Source organism: Mesorhizobium sp. M7A.F.Ca.MR.148.00.0.0 (assembly GCF_003997735.1).
In the GTDB taxonomy this organism is placed as follows: Bacteria; Pseudomonadota; Alphaproteobacteria; order Rhizobiales; family Rhizobiaceae; genus Mesorhizobium.
The window spans coordinates 1-19,876 of record NZ_RZTB01000065.1 but is presented as its reverse complement, the minus strand read 5'-3'; the positions used below and the strand labels follow the sequence as shown (position 1 = coordinate 19,876).

Below are 19,876 nucleotides of genomic sequence, written 5' to 3'. Positions count from 1 at the left end.
GCCGACTAGAAAAACGTCTTGGCGGCGGCTTCGGCGTAGGTGCCTATCGGCCCGCCGATCAGCACATAGAACAGCACGAAGGCGCCGGAGACGCCGAGCACGACACGCAACTCCGTCGCCATCGGCACGAAACCGCCGACCGGTTCGTCGAACCACATGATCTTGATGATGCGCAGGTAATAATAGGCGCCCACCACCGAGGCCAGCACGCCGATGATCGCCAGCGCATAGAGATTGGCGTTGATGGCGGCGAGGAAGACGTACCATTTCCCCCAGAAGCCGGCGAGCGGCGGAATGCCGGCCAGGGAGAACATCAGGATGGTCAGGATCGTCGCCATGATAGGATTGGTCGACGACAGGCCGGCCAGGTCGCTGATCTGCTCGACATTGCCTTCCTTGCGCCGCATGGCGAGGATGAAGGCGAAGGTGCCGAGCGTCATCACCAGATAGATCAACATGTAGATGGCAACGCCGCGCACGCCGGCCTGGCTGTTGGCGGCAAGGCCGACCAGCGCGTAGCCCATATGGCCGATCGAGGAATAGGCCATCAGCCGCTTGATGTTGGTCTGGCCGATGGCGGCGAAAGCACCAAGCGCCATCGAGGCGATCGAGATGAAGACGATGATCTGCTGCCAGTCTGCGGCGATCGGCTTGAACGCACCCATGGTGACGCGCGCCATAAGCGCCATCGCCGCCATCTTCGGTGCCGCCGCCAAAAAGGCTGTCACCGGTGTCGGCGCGCCCTCATAGACATCTGGCGTCCACATGTGGAACGGCACCGCCGAGATTTTGAAGGCCAGGCCGGCCAGCACGAAGACGAGGCCGAAAACGAGGCCAAGCTGGCGCTCGCCGCTGCCGAGCGCAGAAGCGATCTCCTGGAAGCCGGTGTTGCCGGTGTAGCCGTAGACCAGGCTGATGCCATAGAGCAGCATGCCCGAGGACAGCGCGCCGAGGACGAAATATTTGAGGCCAGCCTCAGTCGAACGCAGATTGTCGCGGTTGATCGCGCACAGCACGTAGATCGCCAGCGATTGCAGTTCGAGGCCGAGATAGAGCCCGATCATGCCATTGGCGGAGATCATCAGCATCATGCCGAGCGTGCACAGCAGGATCAGCACCGGATATTCGAACTTGTCGAAGCGTTCAGCCTTGGCAAAGCGCATCGACATCACCAGCGTCACCGCCGAGCCGACCAGCGCCAGCACCTTCATGAAGCGGGCGAAGGAATCCTGGATGAAGGCATTGCCGTAAGCGCTGCCCTGCCCGGTCCGGAAGATCAGCCAGGCGCCTGCGATCGCCAGCACGGCCACCGCAAGGCCGGTTACCGTGTTGGCCGTGTTGGCGCGCGAATAGGCTCCGACCATCAGCAGCGCCAGCGCGCCGACGGCAAGGATCAGCTCTGGCGTCGAGAGCGACAGGCTGGAGAGAAGGTCCGGCGTCATGGTTCGCAAAACCTCTGGTCAGTTCGCCGCCGCGGTCTGCGCGGCGCCGATGGATGCAGTGACATTGGTGACGAGCGACTTGACCGATTCGGCCGTCGCGTCGAAGACCGGGGCGGGATAGACGCCGAAGAAGATGACCAGAACGACCAGCGGGTAGATGATCACCTTCTCGCGCAGCGACAGGTCGAGCAGGCCCTTCAGGCTGTCCTTGGTCAGCGCACCGAAGATCACCCGGCGGTAGAGCCAGAGCGCGTAGGCGGCCGACAGGATGACGCCGGTGGCGGCGAAGAACGCCACCCAGGTGTTGACCCGGAACACGCCGAGCATGGTCAGGAACTCGCCGACGAAGCCGCTGGTACCGGGCAGGCCGACATTGGCCATGGTGAAGATCAGGAACACCGTGGCGTATTTCGGCATGTTGTTGACCAGGCCGCCATAGGCCGCGATCTCACGTGTGTGCATGCGATCGTAGATGACGCCGACGCACAGGAACAGCGCGCCGGAGACGAGGCCGTGGCTGAGCATCTGGAAGATCGCGCCCTGCACGCCTTCCTGGTTCATGGCGAAGATGCCCATGGTGACGAAGCCCATATGAGCAACCGACGAATAGGCGATCAGCTTCTTCATGTCCTCCTGCATCAGCGCCACCAGCGAGGTGTAGATGATGGCGACGACGGACAGCGCGAAGACCAGCGGCGCGAACATTTCCGACGCCAGCGGGAACATCGGCAAGGAGAACCGCAGGAAGCCGTACCCGCCCATCTTCAACAGGATGCCGGCCAGGATGACGGAGCCCGCCGTCGGCGCCTCGACGTGCGCGTCGGGCAGCCAAGTGTGCACCGGCCACATTGGCATCTTCACCGCGAAGGAGGCGAAGAAGGCAAGCCATAGCCAGGTCTGCATGCTGGCCGGGAAGTTGTGGGTCAGCAGCGTCGGGATGTCGGTTGTGCCGGACTGGAAGAACATCGCCATGATGGCGAGCAGCATCAGCACCGAGCCGGCGAGCGTGTAGAGGAAGAACTTGAACGAGGCGTAGACGCGCCGCTTGCCGCCCCAGACGCCGATGATGATGAACATCGGGATCAGGCCGGCTTCGAAGAAGACGTAGAACAGCACGATGTCCAGCGCGCAGAACACGCCGATCATCAGCGTTTCGAGCAGCAGGAAGGCGATCATGTAGGCCTTCACGCGCTTCTCGATCGATTCCCACGACGCCAGGATGCAGAGCGGCATCAGGAACGTCGTCAAGATGACGAACAGCATCGAGATGCCGTCGACGCCCATATGGTAGGAAATGCCGGAGTCGAGCCAGGCGACCTTCTCGACGAACTGGAAGCCGGACTGCGAATTGTCAAATCCGGTCCAGATGAACAGCGAGATGATGAACGTGAAAGTCGTCGTCAACAGCGCGATGGCGCGGATGTTGCGGCGTGCATTTTCGCTGTCGTCATTGATGAACAGGATAAGCAGCACACCAACCAGCGGCAGGAAGGTGACCAGCGAGAGGATTGGCCAGGCGGTCATCAGAGCATCATCCAGGTGACGAGTGCGGCAACGCCGATCAGCATGGCGAAGGCGTAGTGGTAGAGATAGCCGGTCTGCAGCTTGACGATGCGGTCGGTGACATCGACGACGCGCGCCGAAATGCCATCCGGGCCGAGGCCGTCGATGATGGTGCCGTCGCCGGTCTTCCACAGGAAATGGCCGAGGCGCTTGGCCGGACGCACGAACAGGAAGTCGTAGAGCTCGTCGAAATACCACTTGTTGAGCAGGAAGGCGTAGAGCCCGCGATGCTGCGCGGCCAGGTTGACCGGCATTTCCGGCGAGCGGATGTAGAATTTCCAGGCCAGCGCGAAGCCGATCAGCATGGCGATGAAGGGCGACAGTTCAACCCACAGCGGCAATTCGTGGATGTCGTGCAGGATGTGATTGTCAGGCAGTGTGAACAGCGATGCCTTCCAGAACTCGGCATAGCCCTCGCCGATGAAGGCGCCGTGGAAGATGACGCCGGCAAACAGCGCGCCCGCGGCCAGGATGAACAGCGGCACCAGCATCACCGGCGGCGATTCATGGACATGGTGCATCACCTCATGGCTCGCCCGCGGCTTGCCGTGGAAGGTCATGAAGATCAGCCGCCAGGAGTAGAAGGAGGTGAAGCAGGCGGCGATGACCAAAAGCACGAAGGCCATGCCGGCAACCGAATTGTGGCCGGCAAAGGCGCTCTCGATGATGGCGTCCTTGGAGAAGAAGCCGGCGGTGCCGATGACCGTCACCGGAATGCCGACGCCGGTCAGCGCCAGCGTGCCGATCACCATCATCCAGTAGGTGGTCGGGATCAGTTTCCTGAGGCCGCCCATCTTGCGCATGTCCTGCTCGTCGGACACGGCATGGATGACCGAGCCCGAGCCGAGGAACAGCAGCGCCTTGAAGAAGGCATGCGTGAACAGGTGGAAGATCGCCGCGCCATAGGCGCCGACGCCGAGTGCCACGAACATGTAGCCGAGCTGCGAGCAGGTCGAGTAGGCGATGACGCGCTTGATGTCGTTCTGGACGAGACCGACGGTGGCCGCGAAGAAGGCCGTGAAGGCACCGATGAAGGTCACGACCGTCAGCGCCGAATGCGACAGTTCGAACAGCGGAGACAGCCGGGCCAGCATGAACACGCCAGCCGTCACCATGGTGGCGGCATGGATCAGCGCGGAAACCGGTGTCGGGCCTTCCATGGCATCCGGCAGCCAGGTGTGCAGCGGCACTTGCGCCGACTTGCCCATGGCGCCCATGAACAGGAGCAGGCAGACGATCGTCATGGCCGCCTGCTTGTCCAGCGCATAGCCGAGGAAGGTCAGCACCGCGGCGCCGTGCGGGGCGCCTTCGGCCGGAATGAACGTTGCCGCATTGGCGAAGATGGTGCCGAGATTGACCGAGCCGAACAGCACGAACAGGCCGAAAATGCCGAGCGCGAAGCCGAAATCGCCGACGCGGTTGACGACGAAGGCCTTGATTGCCGCGGCATTGGCCGACGGCTTCTTGTACCAGAAGCCGATCAGCAGATAGGAGGCGAGGCCCACCCCTTCCCAGCCGAAGAACATCTGCACCAGATTGTCTGATGTCACCAGCATCAGCATGGCGAAGGTGAACAGCGACAGATAGGCGAAGAAGCGCGGCCGGTTCGGATCGTGGTGCATGTAGCCGATCGAATAGATGTGAACCAGCGCCGACACGGTGTTGACCACCACCAGCATCACCACCGTCAGCGTGTCGATCCTGAGCGCCCAGGCCGCTTCCAGCCCGCCTGACTGGATCCAGCGCATCACCGGCACGGTGAACACCTCGCCATGGCCGAAACCGACGGTGAAGAAAGCGACCCACGACAGCACCGCCGCGATCACCAGGAAACCGGAGGTGATGTATTCGGACGCCTTGGCGCCGAGCGACGTGCCGAACAGGCCGACGATCAGGAAGCCGAGCAGGGGAAGGAAGACGATGGCCTGATACATGGTGGTTCCGTCAACCCTTCATCATGTTCACGTCTTCGACCGCGATCGAGCCGCGGTTGCGGAAGAAGACGACGAGAATGGCAAGCCCGATGGCGGCCTCAGCCGCCGCGACCGTCAGCACGAACAGCGCGAACACCTGGCCGACCAGATCGCCGAGTGCTGCCGAAAAGGCGACGAAATTGATGTTGACCGCCAGCAGGATCAGCTCGACCGACATCAGGATGACGATGACGTTCTTGCGGTTCAGGAAGATGCCGAACACGCCGAGCGTGAACAGAACAGCCGATACGGTCAGATAATGCGCGATGCCGACAACCATCTCAGAGTCCCTCGCCTGTCTTGACCTTGCGGATTTCCATACCGGTCGCCGGCGTGCGGCCGACCTGGGCTGCGATCGACTGCCGCTTGACGCCTGGTTTATGGCGCAGCGTCAGCACAATGGCGCCGATCATGGCGACCAGCAGCACGAGGCCCGAAATCTGGAAGTAGTAGAGATAGTCGGTATAGAGGATGTCGCCGAGCGCGGCGGTGTTGGTCCGCGTGGCGAGATCCGGAATGGGCTTGGAGACCGTCGAAGCGAGCTGCGGCGCGAAAGTGTAGCCGCCGAGCACGACGATCAGCTCCGCCGCCAGGATCAGCCCGACCAGCGCGCCTATCGGCGCATATTGCAGGGCGCCTTCCTTCATCTCGGCGAAATCGACGTCGAGCATCATGACGACGAACAGGAACAGCACCATCACCGCGCCGACATAGACGACGAGCAGGATCATCGCCAGGAACTCGGCCCCGGTCAGCATGAACAGGCCGGCGGCGTTGAAAAAGGTCAGGATCAGGAACAGCACCGAATGCACGGGGTTGCGCGACGAAATGACCATGAACGCCGACGCCACCGCGACAAAGGCGAAGAGGTAGAAAAAGGCCGCCTCTAGTCCACTCAACATTGGGGATCCCCCGGGTTCCTGTACGAACAGGACGCTCGTCCTGTTTGTTGTCTCTGGCCTGGTTCCGCCTCCGGTTCCAAAGCCGCGTTGTCCTAGCCCATGTTCCGATCGGGTTGAAAGGCCCGATCGAAAGAAACATGGGCCACTCTGTATTCCGGAGCATGATCTGGTCCGAAAAGTCCGCAACTTTTCGGGATCATCCTCTGGACGAGGCCCCTGCCCCGCCCATGCGTCAAATATCAGCGGTAGGGCGAGTCCAGCGAGATGTTGCGCGCCAGTTCGCGCTCCCACCGGTCGCCATTCGCCAACAGCTTGTCCTTGTCATAGTAGAGTTCCTCACGCGTCTCCGTCGCGAATTCGAAATTCGGCCCCTCGACGATGGCGTCGACCGGGCAGGCTTCCTGGCAGAAGCCGCAATAGATGCACTTCACCATGTCGATGTCGTAGCGAACCGTGCGGCGCGTGCCGTCATTGCGGCGCGGGCCGGCCTCGATGGTGATGGCCTGCGCCGGGCAGATTGCCTCGCACAATTTGCAGGCGATGCAGCGTTCCTCGCCATTGGGATAGCGGCGCAGCGCATGCTCGCCCCGGAAGCGCGGGCTGGTCGGCCCCTTCTCGTGCGGATAGTTGATCGTCTCCTTCGGCGCGAAGAACTGGCGCATCGACAGGAAGAAGGCGCTGACGAAATCCTGCAGCAGCAGCGATTTGGCGGCTTGGGAAAGAGCGAACATCACGCAAACCCCGTGATCTTGAGGAAGGCGGCGGTGGCGACCACCATGAACAGCGAGATCGGCAGGAACACTTTCCAGCCAAGCCGCATCAATTGGTCGTAGCGGTAGCGCGGCACGAAGGCCTTCACCATGGAGATGCCGAAGAACACGAAGCAGACTTTCAGCACGAACCAGATGACACCCGGCACCCAGGTGAACGGCGCGAAGTCGAACGGAGGCAGCCAGCCGCCGAGGAACAGGATGGTGGCCAGCGCGCACATCAGCACGATGGCGACATACTCGCCGAGGAAGAACAAAAGGAACGGCGTCGACGAATATTCGACCATGTGGCCGGCGACCAGTTCCGATTCGGCTTCCACCAGATCGAAGGGCGGCCGGTTCGTCTCGGCCAGCGCCGAGATGAAGAAGATGATGAACATCGGGAACAGCGCCAGCCAGTTCCAGTCGAGGAAGGTGTTGGGCAGGCCAAGCCGCGTACCAATTCCATCATGCTGCGACAGCACGATATCGGTGAGGTTGAGCGAGCCGGCGGTGAGCAGAACGGTGACGATGACGAAGCCGATCGAGACCTCGTAGGACACCATCTGAGCGGCCGAACGCAGCGCGCCGAGGAACGGATATTTCGAGTTGGAGGCCCAGCCGCCCATGATCACGCCATAGACCTCAAGCGAGGAGATGGCGAAGACATAGAGGATGCCGACATTGACGTTGGCGATCGCCCAGCCCTGATTGACCGGAATGACCGCCCAGGCCGAGATCGCCAGCACGGCCGAGACCAGCGGCGCCAGCAGGAACACGCCCTTGTTGGCGCCGGACGGGATGACCGGCTCCTTGAAGACGAATTTCAGCAGATCGGCGAAAGCTTGCAGCGTGCCCCAGGGGCCGACGACGTTCGGGCCACGGCGCAGTTGCACCGCCGCCCAGATCTTGCGGTCGGCGTAGAGGATGTAGGCAACGAAAATCAGCAGGATAACGATCAGCACGACCGATTTCAGCAGAATGATCAGCGCCGGCAGCACGTAGAAGGAGAAGAAAGTGTCCATGCTTATTCCGCCGCCTGCTTGAAGCCGCTCTTGGCCAGTGCCGAGCATTCCGCCATCACGGCCGATGCCCGCGCGATCGGGTTGGTCAGGTAGAAATCCGTCACCGGCGAGGTGAAGGTACCCTTGTTCAGCCGCCCGCCGAGCTTCGCCACCCCGGCGATGTCCTCGGCATTGCCCGCCGCGACCTGGTCGATACGGGCCAGATGCGGGTATTCGCCATAGAGCTTGGCGCGCAGCTGCGGCAGCGAATCGAACGGCAGTTTCTTGCCCAGCACATCCGACAGCGCCCGCAGGATCGCCCAGTCCTCGCGCGCTTCGCCCGGCGCGAAGCCGGCGCGGTTGGTCTGCTGCACACGCCCTTCGGTGTTGACATAGGTGGCCGACTTTTCCGTGTAGGCGGCCGCCGGCAGGATGACATTGGCGCGGTGCGCGCCTTGGTCGCCATGCGTGCCGATATAGACGACGAAGGCGCCGCCGGTCTTGGCCATGTCGATCTCGTCGGCGCCGAGCAGGAACAAGAGCTCCATTTCGCCCAGCATGCCGGCAACGTTTCTGCCGCCCTCGCCCGGCACGAAGCCGAGGTCGAGGCCGCCGACACGTCCGGCCGCGTTGTGCAGCACGGCAAAGCCGTTCCAGTCGGCGCGGGCAGCGTTTACGGCGGCGGCGAGCTTGGCCGCCTGGCCGAGCACGGCCGCGCCATCGGCACGCGCCAGCGCGCCCTGGCCAACGATGATCAGAGGGCGTGTCGCCTTCTTCAGCACTTGGAAGAACTTGCCGTTGCCGTCGGCCAAATCCTTCAGCGAATCCGGTCCGGCGCCCAGCTGTTCGTAGTCGTAGCGGGTATCGCCGACATCGCCGATAACGGCGACCGGCAGGTTGCCGATCCGCCAGCGCTTGCGGATCCGGGCGTTGAGCACCGAAGCTTCATAGCGCGGGTTGGCGCCGATGATCAGCACCGCGTCGGCCTGTTCGATGCCTTCGATGGTCGGGTTGAAGATATAGCTCGCCCGGCCGAGCGCCGGGTCGAGTGCGGCGCCGTCCTGGCGGCAATCGGTATTCTTCGAGCCGAGCGAAGCCATCAGCAGCTTGAGCGCATAGGTTTCCTCGACGGCGGCAAGATCGCCCGCGATAGCGCCGATCTTTTCGGGCGCCGTCTTCGATACCGCGTCCTTGATCGCGGCGAAGGCCTCGGCCCAGCTGGCGGCAACCAGCCTGCCGTCCTTGCGCACATAGGGGCGGTCGAGACGCTGCGTGCGCAGGCCGTCCCAGATAAATCGGGTTTTGTCGGAGATCCACTCCTCGTTCACCGCCTCGTTGACGCGCGGCAGGATGCGCATCACTTCGCGGCCCCGGCTATCGACACGGATCGCCGAGCCGACCGCATCCATCACATCGATGGATTCGGTCTTGGTCAGCTCCCACGGCCGCGCCTGGAAGGCGAACGGTTTCGAGGTCAGCGCGCCGACCGGGCAAAGGTCGATGACATTGCCCTGCAGCTCCGACGTCATCGCCTGTTCGAGATAGGTGGTGATCTCGGCATTCTCGCCGCGGCCGATCAGGCCCAGTTCGGAAATGCCGGCGACTTCGGTGGTGAAGCGGACGCAGCGCGTGCAGTGGATGCAGCGGTTCATCACCGTCTTCACCAGCGGTCCGATGTATTTGTCTTCGACCGCGCGCTTGTTCTCGTGATAGCGCGAGGAATCGACGCCGAACGCCATCGCCTGGTCCTGCAGGTCGCATTCGCCGCCCTGGTCGCAGATCGGGCAATCCAGCGGATGGTTGATCAGCAGGAACTCCATCACGCCTTCCCTGGCCTTCTTGACCATCGGCGTGTTGGTGAAGATTTCCGGCGCCTCGCCATTCGGGCCGGGACGCAGGTCGCGCACGTTCATGGCGCAGGACGCCTGCGGCTTGGGCGGCCCGCCCTTCACCTCGATCAGGCACATGCGGCAATTGCCGGCGATCGACAGCCGCTCATGGAAGCAGAAGCGCGGCACTTCCGCGCCAGCGTCTTCCGCCGCCTGCAGCAGCGTGTAGTGGTCGGGTACAGTGATCTCTTTCCCGTCGACCTTGAGCTTTGCCATTCGCCTCAAACCCCTGCGGAGTTCCCGCAATCTCTTTTTCCGGACGCGGTCGAGACCACGTCGGGCACTTCATTCACTTCTTGACGGCGAGCGCCGCCGCTTGGGTTTTCCAATCGTCGCGGCCGATGCGGCCGCCGAGCGACAGATAGTCCTCGACCCAGGCAACCTCTTGCGGCGTCCATGCCGCGATCTGGGCATACGTCCAGATACCGAGGCCGTTGAGAACCTTTTCCAGCTTCGGCCCGATGCCCGAGATGGCCTTGAGATCTGCCGGAATGGCCGGCTTCTCCATGGCGTTGGGCTGCCTGAAATCATCGGGCATCAGCGCATCGCCGGCGCCGCTTGTCGCCGGAGCGGCGTTTGCGGCCGGCACGGCAGTGGCGGCTTCCTTGGCGGCAATATCGGTGACCTCCCGGGCGAAGGACTGCGCCTCCGCAATCATGGTTTTCGCCGTCGCCCGTGCCTTGGTGGAGGAAGGACTTGGATCTTCGAACTGCGCGACGCGCGCCTCGAAATCATCGACGATCGGCTGCAGCAGCCGCTGCGAGGCTTCTGCCGCGCCTGAAAACGCGCCCAGCCAGACGCCGAAAGCATGGTTGGCGAGCCCGAGGCCAAGCGCCGACATCGCCGCCGCACCCGCCACAGGATGCACGAAAAGGTTGACGGCGCTGGCCATCTCCTTCGGCATCATCCTGGTCAAGTCCTGGTTCATCTTCTCGATCTGGTCCAAATTGGGCATCAGCGGGTTCGAATACGGCGCCATAGAGTTCTCCTGGTCGTTTCTTCGTTCGCCCCGCCCTTCGCTGCGGACTTCCGCCCGCGTAAACATTCTTCTATTCCGCCGCCACCATCACAGGCTCGGCCCGGTGCGCATTGCGCGAAAACTCGTCGATGCGCCGCTCCACCTCGCCGCGGAAATGCCGCATCAGGCCCTGGATCGGCCATGCCGCCGCGTCGCCCAGCGCGCAGATGGTGTGGCCCTCGATCTGCTTGGTGACGTCGAGCAGCATATCGATCTCGCGCTTCTGCGCCTCGCCGCGCACCAGCCGTTCCATCACCCGCCACATCCAGCCGGTGCCTTCGCGGCATGGCGTGCACTGGCCGCAGCTCTCGTGCTTGTAGAAATAGGAGAGCCGCGCAATCGCCTTCACGACATCGGTCGACTTGTCCATGACGATGACAGCCGCGGTTCCAAGGCCGGATTTGAGGTCGCGCAGCGCGTCGAAATCCATCGGCGTGTCGATGATCTGCTCGGCCGGCACCAGCGGCACAGAGGCGCCGCCCGGTATGACCGCCAAAAGATTGTCCCAGCCGCCGCGAATGCCGCCGCAATGCGTCTCGATGAGCTCGCGGAACGAGATCGACATCGCCTCTTCGACCGTGCACGGATTGTTGACGTGGCCGGAGATGCAAAACAGCTTGGTGCCGACATTGTTGGGCCGGCCGAAGGACGAGAACCAGGCCGCACCGCGGCGCAGAATGGTCGGCGCGACCGCGATCGATTCGACATTGTTGACCGTGGTCGGGCAGCCATAGAGGCCGACATTGGCAGGGAATGGCGGCTTCAGCCGGGGCTGGCCCTTCTTGCCTTCGAGGCTTTCGAGGAGTGCTGTCTCCTCGCCGCAGATATAGGCGCCGGCGCCGTGGTGCATGTAGATGTCGAAATCATAGCCGGACGTGTTGTTCTTGCCGATCAGCTTGGCCTCATAGGCCTCCTCGATCGCGCGCTGCAGCGCCTCGCGCTCGCGGATGAACTCGCCGCGCACATATATGTAGGCGGCAATCGCGCCCATGGCGAAGCCGGCAAGCAGCGCGCCCTCGACCAGCGTGTGCGGGTCGTTGCGCAGGATGTCGCGGTCCTTGCAGGTGCCGGGCTCGGATTCGTCGGCATTGATGACGAGATAGCTCGGCCGGCCATCGCTCTGCTTGGGCATGAATGACCATTTGAGGCCGGTCGGGAAGCCGGCGCCGCCGCGGCCGCGCAGGCCCGACGCCTTCATCTCGTTGACGATCCACTCGCGCCCCTTGGCAACGATGCCGGGCGTGTTGTCCCAGGCGCCGCGCGCCATCGCGCCGGCCAGCGACTTGTCGAACAGGCCGTAAATATTGGTGAAGATGCGGTCTTTGTCCTGAAGCATTTTTCGTCCCTCAGACCGGCTTCTTGCCGAAGACGCGGATGTATTCGGCGACGCCACCCTTGGCGAGCGCCTTGGCCTGCTTGACCCAGTCGTCGCGATCGATGCGGCCCTGGAAAGAGAGATAGCCATCCACCCACTCGCGTTCGGCCTTCTTCCACGACGCGACCTGCGCGAAGGTGAAAATGCCCAGCGTATGCAGGATGCCCTCGATCTTGGGGCCGACGCCGGAGATCAGCTTGAGGTCGTCGACCTGTGCCGGTTTATCGATTCCGGCCGGACGGTTCTTGTCCCCGAGCGACGGTTTGGCCGGCTTGGCCGCCGGCACCTTGACCTCAGGCGCCTTGAAGGCGGATGCCGGCTCGGCCTTGGTTATCGGGCCGCTGCGCTGCTTGGAAACCTGCTCGACCTTGGAGTCCGCCTTGTTGGCATTGGCGGCCGAATGCAGCGGCGCGGCAACGCTCGCCGCCTTTTCAACCGCCGGCGCGACCTTGGTTTTTGAAGGCGTCTTCAATGCCGGGCTGGTTTCAGGGGCGTCGGTCTTCGGCTTGCTGGTGTTGGACGGTGCGACAGGGGCCGCGGCCGGCCCCGGCACAGGCGCCGCGATGATCGCGTCGGGCGCCGCCCTGGCGGCCTTGGCGGCCTCCCTGGCCTCCCTTTCGCGGGTCGACTTGAGGATCGCCTTTTCGCTCTTCAGCGTGGTGAGGCCGGAGGCCGGCTCGGAGCCGGTGCGGCCGTTCTGCGGCCCCGGTTCCACCGAAGCACCCTTGCCGGCGTCATAGAGATCGATGATTTCAGCCAGGCGTTCCGGCGTCAGATCCTCGAACGTGTCCTTGAAGATCATGACCATCGGCGCGTTGACGCAGGCGCCAAGGCATTCGACCTCTTCCCACGACAAAGTGCCCTTGTCGTTGGCGTGGAACTGGTCATGATGGATTTTGGAGCGGCAGACATCCATAAGCGCTTCCGAACCGCGCAGCATGCAGGGCGTGGTGCCGCAGACCTGGATATGCGCACGCGTGCCGACCGGGTTCAACTGGTACTGCGTGTAGAAGGTCGCGACTTCGAGCCCGCGGATGCGCGGCATGCCGAGCATGTCGGAGATCGTCTCGATCGCCGCCTTCGTCACCCAGCCTTCCTGCTCTTGCGCTATCATCAGCAAGGGAATGATGGCCGACTGCTCACGGCCCTTCGGGTACTTCTTAATCCATTGCTTCGCCGCGGCCGCATTCGCCCGGTTGAAGGCGAAGGATGCTGGCTGGACGCTGGCTTCTGCGAGACGGCGGACTGACATTTAGCGATCGACCTCACCAAACACGATGTCGAGGGAGCCGAGAACGGCGGTGACGTCGGCCAGCATGTGGCCGCGGCAGAGGAAATCCATCGCCTGCAGATGTGCGAAACCCGGCGCGCGCAGCTTGCAGCGGTAGGGCTTGTTGGAGCCGTCGGAAACCAGATAGACGCCGAATTCGCCCTTCGGCGCCTCGACCGCGGCGTAAACCTCGCCGGCCGGCACGCGATAACCCTCGGTGTAGAGCTTGAAGTGATGGATCAGCGCTTCCATCGAGCGCTTCATCGCCTGGCGCTTGGGCGGCACCACCTTGCCGTCGAGGTTCGACACCGGCCCGGTGCTTTCCTTGCCGAGCAGGAGATCGACGCACTGGCGCATGATCTTCGCAGACTGGCGCATTTCTTCCATGCGTACGAGGTAGCGGTCGAAGCAGTCGCCGTTCTTGCCGATCGGAATGTCGAAATCCATTTCCGAATAGCATTCATAGGGCTGCGACTTGCGCAGGTCCCAGGCAGCGCCCGAACCGCGCACCATCACGCCCGAAAAACCCCAGGCCCAGGCATCCTCCAGCGAGACGATGCCGATGTCGACATTGCGCTGCTTGAAGATGCGGTTGCCGGTCAGCAGCTGATCGAGGTCGTCGATCGACTTCAGGAACGGGTCGATCCACTTGCCGATGTCCTCGACCAATTTCTGCGGCAGATCCTGATGGACGCCACCGGGGCGAAAGTAAGCGGCATGCATGCGCGAACCCGAGGCGCGCTCATAGAACACCATCAGCTTTTCGCGCTCGACGAAGCCCCACAGCGGCGGCGTCAGCGCGCCGACGTCCATCGCCTGCGTCGTCACATTGAGGATGTGCGACATGATGCGGCCGATTTCGCAGTAGAGAACGCGGATCAGCTGGCCGCGCTTCGGCACTTCGATGCCGAGCAGGCGCTCGGCGGCAAGCGCGAAGGCGTGCTCCTGGTTCATCGGCGCGCAATAGTCGAGCCGGTCGAGATAGGGAATCGCCTGCAGGTAGGTTTTGGCCTCGATCAGCTTTTCGGTGCCGCGATGCAAGAGCCCGATATGCGGATCGACGCGATCGACGACTTCGCCGTCCAGCTCCAGCACAAGGCGCAAAACGCCGTGCGCCGCAGGGTGTTGCGGGCCGAAATTGATGTTGAAGTTGCGGACCGAAGTTTCAGCCATTTACTGCTTTGCCTTCTCGTCACCCGGCAGCACGTAATCCGTACCTTCCCACGGGGACAAAAAATCGAAATTGCGGAATTCCTGCTTGAGCTCGACCGGCTCGTAGATAACGCGCTTGGCTTCGTCGTCGTAACGCACCTCGACGAAGCCGGTCAGCGGGAAATCCTTGCGCAGCGGGTGGCCTTCGAAACCATAGTCGGTCAGCAGGCGGCGCAGATCGGGATGGCCCGAAAACAGCACGCCGTAGAGATCGTAGGTCTCGCGCTCGAACCAGTCGGCACCGGGAAAGACGCCGGTGATCGATGGCACCATGGTTTCCTCGTCGGCCTGCACCTTGATGCGGATGCGCACATTCTGCTTCGGCGACAGGAGATGGTAGACGACGTCGAAGCGCTTGGCCCGCGACGGATAGTCGGCGCCGCAGACGTCGATGATCGAGATGAACTGGCAGCGCGCATCGTCGCGCAGGAAGGTCATGACCTCGACCAGATCGCGCGGCTCGACGCGGATGGTGAGTTCGCCATAGGCGATATCAGCCTCGTTCACGCGGCCGATCAGCTTCTCGCCGAGATAGTTCGACAGTTCGCTCAGGGATGCGGTCATGGATTTACCGTTCGATCGTGCCGGTGCGGCGGATCTTCTTCTGCAAGAGAAGAATGCCGTAGAGCAGCGCTTCGGCGCTCGGCGGGCAGCCGGGCACATAGATATCGACGGGCACGATGCGGTCGCAGCCGCGCACCACCGAATAGGAGTAGTGGTAATAGCCGCCGCCATTGGCGCAGGAGCCCATCGAGATGACGTAGCGCGGTTCCGGCATCTGGTCGTAGACCTTGCGCAGCGCCGGCGCCATCTTGTTGGTCAGCGTGCCGGCGACGATCATGATGTCGGACTGGCGCGGGGACGCGCGCGGCGCGACGCCGAACCGCTCCGAATCATAGCGCGGCATCGAGGTGTGGATCATCTCGACCGCGCAGCAAGCGAGGCCGAACGTCATGAACATCAGCGACCCGCTGCGCGCCCAAGTGATGAGCGCCTCGGTCGAAGTGACCAGAAAGCCCTTGTCGGCCAACTCGTTGTTGATCTCGAGGAAGAAGGGATCGTCCTCCCCCACCGGCCTGCCGGTGTTGGGATCGATAATACCCTTGGGCTTCGGCGCGACGAGGGTGCCTGAACTGTCGTTCAATCCCATTCCAGCGCTCCTTTTTTCCATTCATAGGCAAAGCCGATGGTCAGCACCGCCAGAAACACCATCATCGACCAGAAACCGAGCATGCCGATCTTCGAAAACGACACCGCCCACGGAAACAGGAAGGCCACTTCCAGGTCGAAGATGATGAACAGGATCGACACCAGGTAGAAACGGATGTCGAACTTCATGCGGGCGTCGTCGAACGAGTTGAAACCGCACTCATAGGCGGAAAGCTTTTCGGGATCGGGATTGCGGTAGGCCACCAGGAAGGGCGCGGCCAGCAGCGCAAGGCCGACAACCAGCGCCACGCCTATGAACAGGACGATGGGCAGGTATGAGCTCAAGAGTGCGTTCATGCTCGGCTTTCCGTTGGCGCCAATCCAGTTTGATTACAGCACCGGACCCTAATGCGGAAGCGTGACAGTTTAACCGCTGAACCGTTTTAAGGGCCTATGCTGCAACGCGGCGAGGGTTAGCGCAGCACTTCCAGCGAAGCAAGTCAAACCTTGTTCAAAACACCGAGCTGGACGGCATATCGCGGCAAACTGGTCCGATCTGCTCCTGTTTGATTTCCTTCGCGTTTTACTCCACTTTTCTCTCCTGACATGGATGCAGCCAAAACCCTGCTAGCATGGGTTGGAATCAGCCATTCGACCCTCGGTCAAACACTTCAAAGTGATGCCTGCATGAAGGAAAAGATCTCGCTCCCCACGGCCCGTCGCATCGCGCTTGCCGCCCAGGGGTTTCTCGATCCCCGCCCGACCGGCACGCCCGACCGCCGGCATTTTGCCCGCACCCTCTCCCGCACCGGCCTGCTGCAGATCGATTCCGTCAGCGCGGTGGTGCGCGCTCATTATATGCCGCTCTATTCGCGCCTTGGTCCCTACCCGTTCTCGCTGCTCGACAACGCGGCCGTGACGCGTAAGCGCACGGTTTTCGAATACTGGGCGCACGAGGCGTCCTTCCTGCCGGTCGAGACCTACCCGCTGATGCGCTGGCGCATGCAGCGCGCCGAGCGCGGCGACGAAATGTATCTGGGCCTCGCCAAATGGGGCCGCGAGCACGCCGCCTATATCGAAGAGATTTACCGCCAGGTCGCCGAGCGCGGCCCGATTGCCGCTTCCGCGCTCGAAGGCCAGAAAGGCTCGGGTGGCTGGTGGGGCTGGAGCCATGCCAAGCACGCATTCGAATGGCTGTTCTGGGCAGGCCGCATCACCACGGCGCATCGTCGCGGGTTCGAGCGCTTCTATGATCTGCCCGAGCGCGTGCTGCCGCAGGCGATCCTCGACCTCCCAGTGCCGACGCCTGAGGACGCGCACCGCGAATTGCTGCGCATTTCCGCCCGCGCCCACGGCGTGGCGACTTCAGGCGATTTGCGCGATTATTTCCGCCTGTCGCCGGCCGACATGAAAGGCCGGCTGGAGGAACTGGTTGAAACCGGCGAGTTGCTGCCGGTGCGTGTCGAAGGCTGGGACAAGCCGGCCTATCTTCACCGGGACGCCCGCCTGCCGCGCAAAATCGGGGCCCGCGCCCTGCTGGCGCCCTTCGATCCGGTTGTCTTCGAACGATCGCGCACCGAGCGGCTGTTCGATTTCCATTACCGCATCGAGATCTACACGCCGGCCGACAAGCGGCAATACGGCTATTATGTCCTGCCGTTCCTGCTCGGCGACAGGATCGTGGCACGCGTCGACCTCAAGGCAGATCGTCCGGCCAGCGTGCTGCGGGTCCATGCGGCCTACGCCGAGCCCAAGGCGCCACCTGAAACCGCTGCAGAACTGTTCGAGGAATTGAAGCAGATGCAGGGCTGGCTCGGGCTCGAACGCATGGAAGTGACCCCGGCCGGCGATTTGGGTCCGGCGCTGGCCGACATCGCCATGTCGTAAGCTCGCGTTGACACCGCCGCTCGCAAAAGCCTAAATCCGGTTCAGATGGTCTCTTGCCCGCAACGGCAAGAGCTAAGAGGGAATGCGGTGCGGGGCAAAATCCCAAATCCGCGGCTGTCCCCGCAACTGTAAGCGAAGAGCCAAGGCCGAAAGCCACTGGGAGTTCCCGGGAAGGCGGCTACCCAAGGCGATGACCCGCGAGCCAGGAGACCTGCCGTCTGCGACTTTAGAATCCGATCGCCCGGCGGGTTTCCGGGCAAGGAGCCCGATCTTTGGACCACGACAGCAGTTTTTCGGCTGGCACAGCGGATATTTCGTCCGGCCATGATGATGCCTTGGCCGGCGTCACCATCATCGTCTGCGCCTCTTGCCGCGATGAGACCGGCTCCGACGCTCATCCCCGCGCCGGCGAATTGCTGGCGGAGGATACGCGCCGCGCCGCATCCAGCGACGACATCCGCATCCGCAGCGTCGAATGCCTTGGCAATTGCAAGCGGCGCCTCAGCGCCGCCATCCTGCGCGACGGCTGCTGGAGCTATGTCTTTGGCGACCTGACCGAGACCAGCGGGGCCGACCTCGTCACGGGCGCCAAGCTTTTCGCCACCTCGACCGACGGCCTCATTCCCTGGCGTGGCCGTCCCGATAGCCTGAAGCGCGGCCTCGTTGCCCGCATTCCTCCCCTCGACATGCTGAAGGACTGACCATGACTGCCCCAGATTCGTCTGCGAACCTCTCCCGCGTTCCCTGCACCGTCGTCACCGGCTTCCTCGGCGCCGGCAAGACGACGCTGGTCCGCCATCTCCTGGAAAACGCCGGCGGCAAGCGCATTGCCATAATCGTCAACGAGTTTGGCGACATCGGCATCGACGGCGAGATCCTGAAGGGCTGCGGCATCGACACCTGCCCGGAGGAAAACATCGTCGAACTGGCCAATGGCTGCATCTGCTGCACCGTCGCCGATGATTTCGTCCCGGCGCTTGACAAGATCCTGTCGCTGACGCCGAGGGTCGACCATATCCTGATCGAGACTTCGGGCCTGGCGCTGCCCAAGCCGCTGGTCCAGGCCTTTCAATGGCCGAGCGTGAAGAGCCGCGTCACAGTCGACGGCGTCATCGCCGTGGTCGACGGGCCGGCATTGGCCGAAGGCCGCGTCGCCAACGACATGGACGCACTTCAGGCGCAGCGCGCCGGGGACGAGACGCTCGACCACGACGACCCGGTGGAAGAACTGTTCGAGGATCAGATCGCCTGCGCCGACCTGATCATCCTGTCGAAAAGCGACCTGATGGACGCCGCCGGCACCGCCCGCGCCAACGCCATCATCAACGAACACTCCGCCCGCGCCGTGAAGATCGTGCCGGCGTCGCATGGCAAGGTCGATCCCTCGGTGCTGCTCGGGCTCGGTCTCGCCGTCGAGGACGACATCGAAAACCGCAAATCCCATCATGACGGCGCGTTCGACCACGAGCATGACGACTTCGACACCTTCATCGTCGACATTGCCTCGATCGCCAATCCGGACGAGCTGGCAAAGCGCGTCGCCACCGTCGCAGAAGAAGAGAACGTGCTGCGCGTAAAAGGCTTCGTCGAAGTCGGCGGCAAGCCGATGCGGCTCTTGCTGCAGGCCGTCGGGCCGCGCGTCAATCATTACTATGACCGCGCCTGGACCGCGCAGGACGACCGCCGTTCGCGCCTCGTCGTCATCGGCCTGAAGGGGCTGAACCGCCCGGCGATCGAGCGTATACTCGCCGGCTGATTTCGGACACGGGTCGCGATGCACATCCTCACCACGACATCCGCCTCGCTCGACGACCTCGCCGAGCCGGTCGATCTGCGGCAGACGCCGGCGGATATCGTGGCGCTGTCCTTCACCGACAGCGACCTCGCCGGACTGGCGGCAGCTTGGAAGGCCGATGCCGGCCGCCTGCCCTCGATGCGGCTGGCCGCACTGCGTGACCTGCGCCATCCGATGTCCGTCGACCTCTGGGTCGACAGCGTCGCCCGCCACGCCAAGATCATCCTCGTGCGCATCCTCGGCGGCTACGACTGGTGGCGCTACGGCTGCGACCAGCTCGCCTCGACCGCCCGCGAACGCGGCATAAAACTGGCGCTGCTGCCCGGCGAATGCCGCGACGAGGATTTGCGCCTGATCGAAGCCTCTACGCTGCCGCGCGAGGAACTCGACGACCTGCTCGACTATTTCCGCGAGGGCGGCCCGGCGAATATGAGCGCGCTGGTGCGGAGGCTGGCACGGCTGGCGGGGTCGGATGCGCCTTTCGTCGAACCGGTCGCCGTGCCCAAAGCTGGCTACTACGAACCCGGCCGCGGCGTCGTCCCCCTCCCCCTCGAGGGGAGGGTCCGGCCGCAGGCCGGGGGTGAGGTCCTCTCCGAGGCGCGCCGACTCAAAGAAACGCCGCGTCCGGTCGTACCGACCCCACCCGGC

The 19,876-nt window shown here is 63.3% G+C and carries 18 protein-coding genes, 1 pseudogene and 1 riboswitch; of the genes and pseudogenes, 4 read left to right on the top strand and 15 right to left on the bottom strand.

Going from position 1 to position 19,876, the window contains the following annotated elements; genetic code table 11:
* Window positions 1-5 precede the first annotated feature (5 nt).
* The 15 genes from nuoN to EOB49_RS21550 form a co-directional block, all read right to left on the bottom strand.
* Window positions 6-1,442, bottom strand: coding sequence for an NADH-quinone oxidoreductase subunit NuoN (gene nuoN / locus EOB49_RS21620; RefSeq protein ID WP_127382179.1), 1,437 nt, complete (start codon window positions 1,440-1,442; stop codon window positions 6-8).
* Between the two features lie 18 nt (window positions 1,443-1,460).
* Complete coding sequence (locus EOB49_RS21615; protein ID WP_127382178.1) at window positions 1,461-2,966, bottom strand: NADH-quinone oxidoreductase subunit M; 1,506 nt, start codon at window positions 2,964-2,966, stop codon at window positions 1,461-1,463.
* Window positions 2,966-4,939 carry an NADH-quinone oxidoreductase subunit L gene (gene nuoL, locus EOB49_RS21610; protein ID WP_127382177.1) on the bottom strand — a complete coding sequence of 658 codons (1,974 nt, stop codon included), beginning with the start codon at window positions 4,937-4,939 and terminating at the stop codon, window positions 2,966-2,968. Before nuoL ends, EOB49_RS21615 begins: the two co-directional genes overlap by 1 nt.
* Window positions 4,940-4,949: 10 nt before the next feature.
* Entirely contained in the window at window positions 4,950-5,258 is a 309-nt protein-coding gene (gene nuoK / locus EOB49_RS21605; protein WP_010910101.1) for an NADH-quinone oxidoreductase subunit NuoK, read from the bottom strand.
* 1 nt (window position 5,259) lies between these two features.
* Window positions 5,260-5,880, bottom strand: a complete 621-nt coding sequence (locus tag EOB49_RS21600; RefSeq protein WP_127267204.1) for an NADH-quinone oxidoreductase subunit J — start codon at window positions 5,878-5,880, stop codon at window positions 5,260-5,262.
* A gap of 239 nt (window positions 5,881-6,119) precedes the next feature.
* Window positions 6,120-6,611, bottom strand: coding sequence for an NADH-quinone oxidoreductase subunit NuoI (gene nuoI / locus EOB49_RS21595; protein ID WP_127382176.1), 492 nt, complete (start codon window positions 6,609-6,611; stop codon window positions 6,120-6,122).
* Window positions 6,611-7,654, bottom strand: coding sequence for an NADH-quinone oxidoreductase subunit NuoH (gene nuoH, locus EOB49_RS21590; RefSeq protein WP_027034808.1), 1,044 nt, complete (start codon window positions 7,652-7,654; stop codon window positions 6,611-6,613). Before nuoH ends, nuoI begins: the two co-directional genes overlap by 1 nt.
* Window positions 7,655-7,656: 2 nt before the next feature.
* The gene (nuoG, locus tag EOB49_RS21585; protein WP_127382175.1) at window positions 7,657-9,738 is read right to left on the bottom strand and encodes an NADH-quinone oxidoreductase subunit NuoG; all 2,082 of its coding nucleotides are present in this window, start codon (window positions 9,736-9,738) and stop codon (window positions 7,657-7,659) included.
* Between the two features lie 73 nt (window positions 9,739-9,811).
* On the bottom strand, window positions 9,812-10,501 hold the full coding sequence (locus tag EOB49_RS21580) for an NADH-ubiquinone dehydrogenase (RefSeq protein ID WP_127382174.1): 690 nt from the start codon (window positions 10,499-10,501) through the stop codon (window positions 9,812-9,814).
* Between the two features lie 70 nt (window positions 10,502-10,571).
* Window positions 10,572-11,876: an NADH-quinone oxidoreductase subunit NuoF gene (nuoF, locus tag EOB49_RS21575; protein ID WP_127322345.1), complete on the bottom strand. Its 1,305-nt coding sequence runs from the start codon at window positions 11,874-11,876 to the stop codon at window positions 10,572-10,574.
* A gap of 10 nt (window positions 11,877-11,886) precedes the next feature.
* Complete coding sequence (locus EOB49_RS21570) at window positions 11,887-13,167, bottom strand: NADH-quinone oxidoreductase subunit E (RefSeq protein WP_127268494.1); 1,281 nt, start codon at window positions 13,165-13,167, stop codon at window positions 11,887-11,889.
* Entirely contained in the window at window positions 13,168-14,358 is a 1,191-nt protein-coding gene (locus tag EOB49_RS21565; RefSeq protein WP_127331486.1) for an NADH-quinone oxidoreductase subunit D, read from the bottom strand. It abuts the gene before it with no gap.
* Entirely contained in the window at window positions 14,359-14,961 is a 603-nt protein-coding gene (locus EOB49_RS21560; RefSeq protein ID WP_127382173.1) for an NADH-quinone oxidoreductase subunit C, read from the bottom strand.
* Between the two features lie 4 nt (window positions 14,962-14,965).
* Window positions 14,966-15,547: an NADH-quinone oxidoreductase subunit B gene (locus EOB49_RS21555; protein WP_013531090.1), complete on the bottom strand. Its 582-nt coding sequence runs from the start codon at window positions 15,545-15,547 to the stop codon at window positions 14,966-14,968.
* Complete coding sequence (locus EOB49_RS21550; protein WP_010910112.1) at window positions 15,538-15,903, bottom strand: NADH-quinone oxidoreductase subunit A; 366 nt, start codon at window positions 15,901-15,903, stop codon at window positions 15,538-15,540. The genes EOB49_RS21555 and EOB49_RS21550 overlap by 10 nt, the downstream gene beginning before the upstream one ends.
* Before the next feature lie 330 nt (window positions 15,904-16,233).
* On the opposite strand from EOB49_RS21550, the gene EOB49_RS21545 reads away from it, so the two are divergent.
* The 4 genes and pseudogenes from EOB49_RS21545 to EOB49_RS21530 all read left to right on the top strand — a co-directional run.
* Window positions 16,234-17,433: a winged helix-turn-helix domain-containing protein gene (locus EOB49_RS21545; RefSeq protein WP_127382172.1), complete on the top strand. Its 1,200-nt coding sequence runs from the start codon at window positions 16,234-16,236 to the stop codon at window positions 17,431-17,433.
* Between the two features lie 29 nt (window positions 17,434-17,462).
* A riboswitch (cobalamin riboswitch) is annotated at window positions 17,463-17,667 on the top strand.
* Window positions 17,668-17,705: 38 nt separating this feature from the next.
* The gene (locus tag EOB49_RS21540) at window positions 17,706-18,134 is read left to right on the top strand and encodes a DUF1636 family protein (RefSeq protein ID WP_127382171.1); all 429 of its coding nucleotides are present in this window, start codon (window positions 17,706-17,708) and stop codon (window positions 18,132-18,134) included.
* Window positions 18,135-18,136: 2 nt separating this feature from the next.
* Window positions 18,137-19,189, top strand: coding sequence for a cobalamin biosynthesis protein CobW (cobW, locus tag EOB49_RS21535; protein ID WP_127382170.1), 1,053 nt, complete (start codon window positions 18,137-18,139; stop codon window positions 19,187-19,189).
* An 18-nt stretch (window positions 19,190-19,207) separates the two neighbouring features.
* Window positions 19,208-19,876 (top strand): annotated as a pseudogene (locus tag EOB49_RS21530) (cobaltochelatase subunit CobN); the annotation flags it as partial.